Genomic DNA, 8,907 nt, shown 5'->3' with positions numbered 1-8,907 from the left:
GGAGGAACAACCCGACCCAGTGGCGGCGTTGAAGAAGCAGGTTGGCGATGCGTCGCTGGCCTACAAGGCGGCGGTGAAAGCCGCCAAGCAGGCCGACGAAGAAGGAGCCGACAACGCGGCAGACTTGCACTTCGAAGTCGCTCGCCTGAAAGCCATCGCGGATCAGCTAAAGGCAGAGCTGCGCGATGCCAAGGCCGCAGCACCGCCCACGCCGAAAGCGGCGCCGGCAGCAACCGCCACCACTGACAGCCCAGCCGTGCCGGAAGAGCAGGCACCGCAATCATTGGCCGAAGTCGACCCGGAGCAGGCAGCCAAGCGCCAGAAACGACTCAAAATCCTGAAAACCGCCTACAACATGGCGCACAAGCAGTACAAGGAAGCCCACGCCGCCTACGAGCGGGCCGAGCGTAACGAGACTGCCAGCGCCGACGAACTCCAGGCCATGCAGGTGAAGATCGACAAGCTCAAAGCCAAGGCGGACAACGCCCGCGATGCACTGGATGCCCTGGTCGAAGAAGCCAAGGCCGACATTCGCGCCCACACCGGCAAGGATTTGAAAACCCTGAAGCTGGAAGCCGCCCGCGCAGAAAGTGCCCTGGCCGACAAGCAACAGGAGCTGGAACAACAACGCAGCAGCGCTTCGGAAGACACCCTGGAAGCCCTTAGCTCGGAACTCCAGGCCCTGGAAAGCGAAACCCAGATTGCCCGCAAGGCGCTCAAGCAGGCGGTAGAAGAACAAGGATTGGCAGAATGAATAGACGCTCGATGCTTGAGGCCAAACGCCTGACGCTGGCCCCATATTTCCGTAGGAGCGTCGCTCGAGACGCGAATCTGCGTCTCGCGTCGAGCGCCCGGCCTCAGGCTGCACACGGAGTGTCCCAATGAGCCTGATTACGTCCACCTCACCCCATGCCACGGTGAAAAACAACACCGGTGCCTTCATGCGCCAGGTGATCTACGCCACCCTGCCCGGCCTTGCCGTCCTCACCTGGCAGTTCGGCTGGGGTTCGGTGATCAATGTGCTGTGGTCGGTCATCGTTGCGCTGGTCAGCGAGGCGCTGTTCCTGAAAGCCCGTGGCCGCAACATCGCCTTCTACCTGAAAGACTACAGCGCAGTGGTCACCGCCGTTCTGCTCGGGCTCGCCCTGCCGCCCACCGCCCCCTGGTGGCTGACCCTGATCGGGGTGAGCTTTGCCATTATCGTGGCCAAGCAACTCTATGGTGGGCTGGGCATGAACCCCTTCAACCCGGCCATGGTCGGCTATGTGCTGCTGCTGATTTCCTTCCCGGTGGCCATGACCCAGTGGCTGGCGCCCGGTGAGCCACTATCGTTTATGCAAAGCTGGCAGCTGTTCACCGGGCAGCTTCCGGTGGATGGCCTTAGCGGCGCCACCCCCCTGGACACCTTCCGCACGGCCCACAGTGCCGGGGCCGCCAGTGAAGGCGAACTGGCCAGCCACAGCATTCTGCATGGCCAGTTTGCCGGGCTTGGCTGGGAATGGGTCAATCTGGCGTTTCTGCTGGGCGGCCTGTACCTGATCAGCCGCAAGATCATCACCTGGCACATCCCCGTCGGCTTTCTCGCCGGCCTGGGTTTGCCCGCCCTGCTGGCCTGGTTGATTGATCCTGTCCGTTTTGCGGATCCGCTGTTCCAGCTGTTTTCCGGCGGCGCCATGCTGGGCGCGTTCTTCATTGCCACCGACCCGGTCAGCGCCGCCACCAGCCGCATGGGCCGCCTTGTTTATGCCTTGCTGATCGGCCTGCTGATCTGGGTAATTCGTACCTTTGGCGGCTACCCGGACGCGGTGGCGTTTTCAGTATTGCTGTTGAACCTGTCTGCGCCCTTCATTGATTACTACACCCAGCCGCGAACCTACGGGCACAAGTCATCCAAGCGAGGTGTCAGCTGATGATGCGTTATGCCATCACCAAGAACGCGGTCATCCTCGGGTTGTTTGCCATCGGCACCGCCGCCACCCTGGCCATTACCAATGAAGCCACGCTGGATCAGGTCCGTTGCAATAAGCAACAAGCACTGATGACATCGCTGAACCAGGTCATGCCCCACGCCCAACACGACAACGATTTGCTCACCGACCGTATTACCGTGAGCGACCCACTACTGGGCCGCAACGAGCATCACCTCTATCGGGCCCGCCTTAATGGCGAGGACAACGGCGCCGTGCTGGAAGCCACCGCGCCGGACGGTTACGGTGGGGCCATTGCCTTGATTGTCGGCGTGGATACTCAAGGGGAGATACAGGGCGTGCGTGTGGTTCCGCCACACAATGAAACCCCGGGCCTGGGCGACAGTATCGAAACCAAAAAATCCGACTGGATTCTGGGTTTCAACGGCCATTCTCTGGGCAACCCTGCCACGTCCGGCTGGGCCGTGAAAAAAGACGGCGGCGACTTCGACAGCTTTACCGGTGCCACCATTACCCCCCGCGCCGTTGTCGGTGCGGTGCACCGCGCCCTGCAGTATTTCGACGCCAACCAGAATAATCTCTTCAGTGCCCCTGCGGACACCACCCCGGTGGAGACCTGTGATGAGTGACATTAATTATAAAAAAATCGGGTGCCAGCTCACGGTAGGATTTACGCATTCAGCGTCAAGCTGGGCTTGTAGAGCAAGGCATTTTGGCGCAGGCATAGCGGGCCTATTCCAAGCCGAAATAACACCGCTCTGCGAGCCCAGCTTGGCGCCCTCCGGGTCACTCCCAAAGCGCCCCACTGCTTCGTTGTTTCCTTTCGTCATAAGCCCACTATGCCATCAAGAAAACGCCTTACATTGGACCGCTTTGGGAGTGACTGAATGAGTAAATCCTACCGTGAGCTGGCACTGGACGGCTTGTGGAATAACAACCCGGCCACCGTACAGATTCTTGGCCTGTGCCCCTTGCTCGCGGTCACCGGTTCCGTGGTCAACGCCATGGGACTGGGCCTGGCGACCCTGGTAGTGCTGATGGGCTCCAACGCCTGTGTCTCGCTGATTCGTCATTACGTCACTGATGCGGTGCGTCTGCCCGCCTTCGTGATGATTATCGCCGCCATGGTGACGGTGATCGAAATGCTGATGCAGGCCTACACGTTCGAACTGTACGAAATCCTCGGCATCTTCATTCCGCTGATCGTGACCAACTGCGCCGTGCTCGGCCGCGCCGACGCGTTCGCCAGCAAGAATGCCGTGCTGCCCTCCATGGTGGACGGCTTTATGATGGGCCTGGGTTTCCTGGTAATCCTGCTGATTCTCGGCGGCATGCGTGAACTGGTGGGCCAGGGCACCCTGTTCACCAACATGCAGCTGCTGTTCGGGCCCATGGCGGCCAACTGGGAACTCACTGTCATCGACAACTACGGCGGCTTCCTGCTGGCCATACTGCCCCCCGGCGCCTTCCTGGGCCTGGGCTTGATCATCGCCGGCAAGAACGTCATCGACAAACGCCTCAAGGAAGTCCAGAAGCGCAAAGCCAGTGACGAACCCAAGGTCAGCCGTCGGGTGCGCACCACCGGGAAAGTCAGTTAAGCGCACCACTGCACCCGTGTAGGAGCGTCGCCGGCGGCGCGATAACAGCAGTCGCGAGAAGCGAGAAGCGAGTTTCGAAGAACAAAACCTCATAGAGCGGAAATTTCAGGTTTTCGCGACTCGAAACTCGTGCCTCGAAACTACGTTATCCCGCTCCTACGGCAATCGTTTTCGCGGCTCGAGCGCCGCTCCTACAGCACCAACCCTGCCACCAACAACGCCACCGCCACCAACCCATGCGGTAGAAACACGTGGCGCCAGCGCAGGATGCGTAACAGCTCTTTCATGCCGCCGGCGCGGCGGCTGCGTTCCCAGCTATCGGCGCTCTNGAAGGGGACGATTTCGTCCACTTCGCCACGAAAATGCGCTTCGATTTTTTCGATACGCGCATAATGCGCAGACTGAAAGGCCTTCCAGTGGCCTTCAACCAACCAGAACAGCAAGCTTCCCACTACCCCGACCCACAGCAGCGCCGGGCGGTCAAAAAACGCCCCTGACCCCGCCAGAATTCCAGCCAGCGTCACACTCCAGGCCTTGATGGTCAGCGACTTCTGATCAAACGAATCAATCAAGCTGGTGAGGTGGAAATATTCTGCCTGCAACTGCGCATCCAGTTGCGCAGCGGCGGCGGTTTTTGTCCCCACACTCTGTTCCATACGTCCCCCTGTATGCATCGTTGTGACGGTGAATAATCATGAATCGTAGCGGTAAAATAACCCAATGAGAGCACTGACCCGTGCGCCAGGATTGTTCCCGTTCCTGGCACTGCAAACCGCTGCACAGGCGGACAATAGCATAACGCTGCGGTGATTTTTTACCTGCCTTTTACCTTCACACTTTTTTGCAATTGAGCCCCCTTTAACCACGAACTCTCTGTGCCAGACTGGCTCTAACAGGGAAATAACGGAATAAGGAGTCAGCCATGAAAAGCGCAGCAATTGCCACCCTGAGTATTGTGGGTGCCGTGGCCGTCGCAGGTGTGGGTTATGGAGCCTATCAGGCAGTAACCCCGCAAAAGTCAGGCTATGCCAAAGTGGTCAATGTGGACCCCATTGTGAAGACCTGGCAGGAACCGCGTGAGGTGTGTCAGCAGGTTAATGTTGAGCGCAAAAAACCCGTGAAAGACCAACACCGGGTCACCGGTAGTGTGGTCGGTGCGGTAATCGGTGGCGTGGTTGGTCATCAGTTTGGTGGTGGTAGCGGTAAGGACGCCGCAACAGCCGGCGGTGCGATTGCCGGTGGTGTCGCCGGTAACCAGATCCAGAAAGGGATGCAGGAAAAAAACACCTACACCACCACGGAACAGCGTTGTAACACGGTGATGGAAGACAAAAGCCGCACCGAAGGCTATGACGTGACCTACACCTTCAATGACAATGAAGAGACGATTCGCATGGACAAGAAACCCGGCGAACGCCTGCGCATTGAAGAGGGAGAAGTGGTTACCCAGTAACCAGAAGCAAGTTTCGAGGAGCGAGGAGCGAGGAGCGAAAGGCCAAACCGGTTGGCTCTTCGAAACTCGCTCCTCGTCACTCGCTTGAGTTCTTTCTACCGTCGCGCACGCAGCTCATAGTAAACAACGTTCGCATTGCCCTAGCCCGACAGCACAGACACGAACGTCTGAATAATCGTGGCATTGGCAATATCCACGATAAAGCCCCCCACCACCGGCACGATAATGAACGCCAATGGCGACGGCCCATGGTGCTGCGTTACCGCCTGGATGTTCGCGACCGCGGTTGGGGTCGCGCCCATGGCAAAGCCGCAATGGCCCGCACACAGCACCGCCGAATCATAGTTGCGCCCCATCAAACGGAAAGTCACAAAGGTAATAAACGTCAGCGCCAACAGCACCTGACCAACCAGCATGGCCAGCATGGGCAACGCCAGGTCCACCAACTGCAGTAGCTGCAGGCTCATGAGCGTAATCGCCAGAAAGATCCCCAGCGCCGTATTCCCCACCACATCGATGGTGGCGTCGTTAACGCGCCACAAGCGGCGTGCAGTGTTGCCCAGCAGAATACACACGAACAACACCCATACGAAGGTCGGCAGGCGGAACACGGAAGCAAACTCCTCGGCCGCCACCTTGCCCACCACAACCCCCACCGACAACAACATCAAAATACGGATCACGCTGCCCGCCGAAATGGGGTGTGGTTTTTCCGCCGTGTCATAGGCCGCGTCGCCCTCCGCCGCCCCATGGGCCGGGGCAGCAATGCGGTAGCGACGAATCAGGAACATGGCCAACGGGCCGCCCAGCAAGGCCCCGAATACCAGGCCAAACGTGGCCGACGCCGCCGCCAGTTCGGACACACCGGTGAGTCCAAAATCCTTCTCGAATACGCTAGCCCAGGCCGCACCCGTGCCGTGCCCACCGGTCATCGTCACCGAGCCACCGATCAGCCCGTAATAAGGATCCAGGCCCAGCAATTTGGCCATGCCAACACCGGCCAGATCCTGTAACGCCACCAGCACGATCACCAGCACCGCAAACAGCAGCATGGCCCAGCCGCCCTGCTTCAGCAGGCGAAAATCCGCAGCCAGCCCCACCGCCCCGAAGAAAAACAGCATGGAGGGCACCTTCATGCTTTCATCGAACGTCAGGGAAACACCACCAATTTGCAGCGCTGTCACGATAATGGTGGCCAGCAAGCCGCCCACCACGGGTTCCGGCATATTCAGCCGGGAAAGGATGGAAATCCGGTGCACCAGCCACTGACCTGTGCCCAGTACCAACAGGGCAATCATCAGGGTTTCCATGGCGGAAAACTGCATCTAACTCTCCTTCTTTGGCCCCTCTATGAGAGCCTGACATGCCATCGCATTAAGGGAGCATCCCCTCACACCCGGCGCTTCATCCGCTATACTGCCTCGCGAACACAGGAAGATGCTATGAATCGCGAAAAACGTACCGAAATTTTTTCCCGTCTGCGCGCCCAGAACCCGCACCCGACCACTGAACTGGAATACCAGTCGGACTTTGAACTGCTGGTTGCCGTGGTGCTCTCGGCCCAGGCCACCGATGTGGGGGTGAATAAAGCCACCGCACGCCTGTATCCGGTCGCCAATACGCCAGAGGCTATCTTTGCGCTGGGCGTCGACGGGCTTAAAGAGTACATCAAGACCATCGGCCTGTTTAACTCCAAGGCCGAAAACATCATCCAGTTATGCCGTATTTTGATCGAACAGCACGACAGCCAGGTCCCGCGCACCCGTGAGGAGCTGGAAGCACTACCCGGCGTGGGTCGAAAAACCGCCAATGTGGTACTGAATACCGCCTATGGCTACCCCACCATGGCGGTGGACACCCACATCTTTCGGGTATCCAACCGCACCCGTATTGCCCCGGGCAAAAACGTGCTGGAGGTCGAAAAACGGCTGGTACGACTGGTGCCGGAGGAATTTCTGCGCGATGCTCATCACTGGTTGATTCTGCATGGCCGCTATGTCTGCATCGCCCGCAAGCCCAAATGCGGTGATTGCCTGATCGCGGATCTGTGCGAATTCCCCCCCAGCCAGCGCCCAGCCTAGCCGACGCTGTCGCAAGCTCGGGGGCAGCCCTTAACCCGTACTCGCGAAGGGAATCGTTATGAAAACTGCTACCCGACTTGGCCTGTGTTTGCTGACTGCCCTGCCCCTGAGTCTTGCCTCGCTGGCAACCCAGGCCAATGAACTCACCCCCGGGCTCTGGGAGATCACCGCCAAACTGAATTCACCTGCAGTGCCGGACGCCATGCGTAATCAGGTCCGCAAGGAATGCCTCACCCAGGCCCAGGCCGCGAACCCGGAAGTCGCCATGCGCGATAGCTGGAAACAGGGAGGCTGCGGGGCTGGCGAAGTGAACCGTAGCGGCGATACCTTGCACTGGAGCACCAACTGCACGATGCCCGGAAGCAACAATCCCACCAAAATTCGCGGCGAGATGGTGCTGCACAATCCCAAGCACTACAGCACCAGTATCACGGTCACCGGTAACAAACAGTCCATGACCACCCACAGCGAAGCCAAATGGCTCGGTGCCTGCGATAAGTAAGGGCTCATCGCGGTATTGAGGGGACAGGGCCTGATGCCGAATGCCTGGCGCCCGGCCAAACAAAAACGGCCGGGCAACTCGAGCGGCTTTTGGCCTCAGGCATTCGGCATCAGGCCTCAGGCGTAGCAGTGAGCTCACCGCTGAAGACTTTCTCGAAGAACGCCAGCACACGTTGCCAGCTGTCCTCTGAGGCGCCCGCATCGAATTTCGACCGTAGTGGCGGCAACGGGCCAAGCTTTTTGAACGTGAAGGTCTGGTGGTCATTCATGAAGGAATGGCCCACATCGTCATAACTGCGGATATCGTGGGGCACCCCGAGCGTTTCCAGATGGCTGGCCAAACGCTCACCATGATCGCCGTAGAGCATATCCTGCTTGCCCCAGCCTCCTACCGCAGGGCAAATGCCGCGCAAGGTCTCGGCCTTTTTGGGGATCCCGCCATAAAACGGTGCCACCACCTGCACCGGGGCCTGGCTGGCATACAACACCGCGAATCGCCCGCCCATGCAAAACCCCATCACCCCCACCTGGGTCACCGGCTCTTCGCTTTGTGCCAGCAACCATTCACGACAGGCTTCCAACTGGGCAAACGCCGGGCCTTTGCCCGTTTCGTGGGCCTTCAGGGTCTTCACCACACATAACGCCTTGCTGCCGGGCAAATCATAGAGATCCGGCACCAACACCGGGTAGCCGTTATCTGCCAGGCGCTGGGCGATACGCTCAATATCGTCGGTATAACCAAAAATATCGTGGATGGCGATCACCGCCGCCTTGTGTGGTTGATGGCTGTCAGGGCGCAGCCAACGGGCGCGCATTACATGCCCGTCGGGCAAGGTAATCCCTACCGGTTGGTTTGTCATGGAACGTCCTTTGTGTCCGGATACATGCCCCACAGCGTAGCGGGAAATCCACCGGAAAAAAGCCGGGCCGTGCGAATTGTCCCAATCAGCCCCGGCGGGGAAAACGTCTCTGACTGCGCGACGACAATGTGCTGCGCAAAGCCCAAAGCTCGCCGGCAATGTCCCGGGGCTCGGATCAACGGCAGCTTTATTCCTTCATGGTTGCACGCTTTCTTCCTGGCGGCAGAAGACCCGGCCTTTAGCTTGTCACGGCGATCTGTTCCGCCGCACATAAGGCAAGCAGATCCTCCTGGTCTTTTACCTGGCAGGTCACCGCCATGTGGACCTGCTGCCCATACGTCACCTCTGCCACCTGTGCCGAGTGCTGCTCGACCCAGAGACGGATCCGCTGTTCCAGCGCAAACGGCACCGCCAGCGTTAACGTCACCTGGGGGGTATGCTCCACCCGTTCTACCGCTGACAGCACCGACTCTGCCGCTGCGGCAT

10 protein-coding genes and 1 pseudogene are annotated in these 8,907 nt (G+C 59.4%); 7 read left to right on the top strand and 4 right to left on the bottom strand.

Annotated elements, in window-relative coordinates:
- The 4 genes and pseudogenes from A3730_RS31785 to A3730_RS17140 all read left to right on the top strand — a co-directional run.
- Positions 1-754: pseudogene (locus tag A3730_RS31785) on the top strand (electron transport complex subunit RsxC); the annotation flags it as partial.
- Positions 755-881: 127 nt separating this feature from the next.
- Positions 882-1,910: an electron transport complex subunit RsxD gene (gene rsxD / locus A3730_RS17150; protein ID WP_063519318.1), complete on the top strand. Its 1,029-nt coding sequence runs from the start codon at positions 882-884 to the stop codon at positions 1,908-1,910.
- Entirely contained in the window at positions 1,910-2,557 is a 648-nt protein-coding gene (gene rsxG, locus A3730_RS17145; RefSeq protein ID WP_063519319.1) for an electron transport complex subunit RsxG, read from the top strand. Before rsxD ends, rsxG begins: the two co-directional genes overlap by 1 nt.
- 258 nt (positions 2,558-2,815) lie before the next feature.
- A complete protein-coding gene (locus A3730_RS17140; protein WP_063519320.1) occupies positions 2,816-3,526 on the top strand; it encodes an electron transport complex subunit E in 711 nt (236 codons plus the stop codon).
- A 191-nt stretch (positions 3,527-3,717) separates the two neighbouring features.
- On the opposite strand, the gene A3730_RS17135 is transcribed toward A3730_RS17140, so the two are convergent.
- On the bottom strand, positions 3,718-4,182 hold the full coding sequence (locus A3730_RS17135) for a hypothetical protein (protein WP_063538529.1): 465 nt from the start codon (positions 4,180-4,182) through the stop codon (positions 3,718-3,720).
- Between the two features lie 266 nt (positions 4,183-4,448).
- Between A3730_RS17135 and A3730_RS17130 the strand changes: the two genes are divergently transcribed.
- Positions 4,449-4,979 carry a glycine zipper 2TM domain-containing protein gene (locus tag A3730_RS17130; protein WP_063519322.1) on the top strand — a complete coding sequence of 177 codons (531 nt, stop codon included), beginning with the start codon at positions 4,449-4,451 and terminating at the stop codon, positions 4,977-4,979.
- A 140-nt stretch (positions 4,980-5,119) separates the two neighbouring features.
- On the opposite strand, the gene gltS is transcribed toward A3730_RS17130, so the two are convergent.
- A complete protein-coding gene (gene gltS, locus A3730_RS17125; RefSeq protein WP_063519323.1) occupies positions 5,120-6,304 on the bottom strand; it encodes a sodium/glutamate symporter in 1,185 nt (394 codons plus the stop codon).
- Positions 6,305-6,421: 117 nt separating this feature from the next.
- Here gltS and nth point away from each other — a divergent pair, with 117 nt between their 5' ends.
- Positions 6,422-7,060, top strand: a complete 639-nt coding sequence (gene nth / locus A3730_RS17120; RefSeq protein WP_063519324.1) for an endonuclease III — start codon at positions 6,422-6,424, stop codon at positions 7,058-7,060.
- A 58-nt stretch (positions 7,061-7,118) separates the two neighbouring features.
- The gene (locus A3730_RS17115; protein WP_063519325.1) at positions 7,119-7,562 is read left to right on the top strand and encodes a DUF3617 domain-containing protein; all 444 of its coding nucleotides are present in this window, start codon (positions 7,119-7,121) and stop codon (positions 7,560-7,562) included.
- Between the two features lie 109 nt (positions 7,563-7,671).
- Here the strand turns inward: A3730_RS17115 and A3730_RS17110 are convergent, their stop codons facing one another.
- Both A3730_RS17110 and A3730_RS17105 read right to left on the bottom strand, forming a co-directional pair.
- A complete protein-coding gene (locus A3730_RS17110) occupies positions 7,672-8,421 on the bottom strand; it encodes a dienelactone hydrolase family protein (RefSeq protein ID WP_063538527.1) in 750 nt (249 codons plus the stop codon).
- Positions 8,422-8,659: 238 nt separating this feature from the next.
- Positions 8,660-8,907, bottom strand: a 248-nt coding sequence (locus A3730_RS17105) for a DUF1949 domain-containing protein (protein ID WP_156501236.1), incomplete at its 5' end; no start/stop codon positions are given.

The organism is Alcanivorax sp. HI0044 (genome assembly GCF_001634945.1).
The sequence above is the reverse complement of the archived record's forward strand: the minus strand, read 5'-3'. Positions and strand labels throughout refer to the sequence as shown.

What these genes read in the sequence shown, in the direction of transcription:
- rsxD (WP_063519318.1), top strand. Translation starts at nt 882, where the DNA reads ATGAGCCTGATTACGTCCACCTCACCCCATGCCACGGTGAAAAACAAC.
- rsxG (WP_063519319.1), top strand. Translation starts at nt 1,910, where the DNA reads ATGATGCGTTATGCCATCACCAAGAACGCGGTCATCCTCGGGTTGTTT.
- A3730_RS17140 (WP_063519320.1), top strand. Translation starts at nt 2,816, where the DNA reads ATGAGTAAATCCTACCGTGAGCTGGCACTGGACGGCTTGTGGAATAAC.
- A3730_RS17130 (WP_063519322.1), top strand. Translation starts at nt 4,449, where the DNA reads ATGAAAAGCGCAGCAATTGCCACCCTGAGTATTGTGGGTGCCGTGGCC.
- gltS (WP_063519323.1), bottom strand. Translation starts at nt 6,304, where the DNA reads ATGCAGTTTTCCGCCATGGAAACCCTGATGATTGCCCTGTTGGTACTG.
- nth (WP_063519324.1), top strand. Translation starts at nt 6,422, where the DNA reads ATGAATCGCGAAAAACGTACCGAAATTTTTTCCCGTCTGCGCGCCCAG.
- A3730_RS17115 (WP_063519325.1), top strand. Translation starts at nt 7,119, where the DNA reads ATGAAAACTGCTACCCGACTTGGCCTGTGTTTGCTGACTGCCCTGCCC.
- A3730_RS17110 (WP_063538527.1), bottom strand. Translation starts at nt 8,421, where the DNA reads ATGACAAACCAACCGGTAGGGATTACCTTGCCCGACGGGCATGTAATG.